The following is a 408-nucleotide window of genomic DNA, read 5'->3' as shown; positions in this document are numbered from 1 at the left end:
CTCAAGTACTCATCGGTTGAATCACCCTTAAAGTCCAACATCTTCTTGCTGGTCTTCTTGACTTCCGTTTTTGTATATCCTAATGCAAGCAGCGCTTCCAGTGCCTCTTTCAAATATGGAGATACCTGCTCTGCAACGATTTCCAAATCTTGCTGTCCCTTAAGCGGCTTGCCGCTTTCAAGGCCTCCAAGCTTACCCTTGAGATCCAAGATAATCTGCTTGGCGGTTTTTTTGCCGATTCCGGGAAACTTGGTCAAATAAGCATCATCATCGTTATTGACCGCTGAAACGAACCCATTGTGATCCTCGTTGGCTAAAATTGCAAGTGCGCTCTTTGGCCCAATTCCTGAAACGCTGATCAGTTTCAAAAAAAGCTGTTTTTCATTGAAATCAGAAAAACCATATAGC

1 protein-coding gene is annotated in these 408 nt (G+C 43.6%); it reads right to left on the bottom strand.

Annotation, left to right across the window (positions count from 1 at the left end; genetic code table 11):
* Positions 1–408: Holliday junction branch migration protein RuvA (gene ruvA, locus KJQ97_RS09605; protein ID WP_214120722.1), on the bottom strand; the 408-nt coding region annotated here is incomplete at both ends.

Source organism: Campylobacter sp. 2018MI01 (assembly GCF_018501205.1).
Lineage (GTDB): Bacteria > Campylobacterota > Campylobacteria > Campylobacterales > Campylobacteraceae > Campylobacter_E.
Note: the sequence above shows the minus strand (reverse complement) of the source record. Positions and strands in the feature narration are given on the sequence as shown.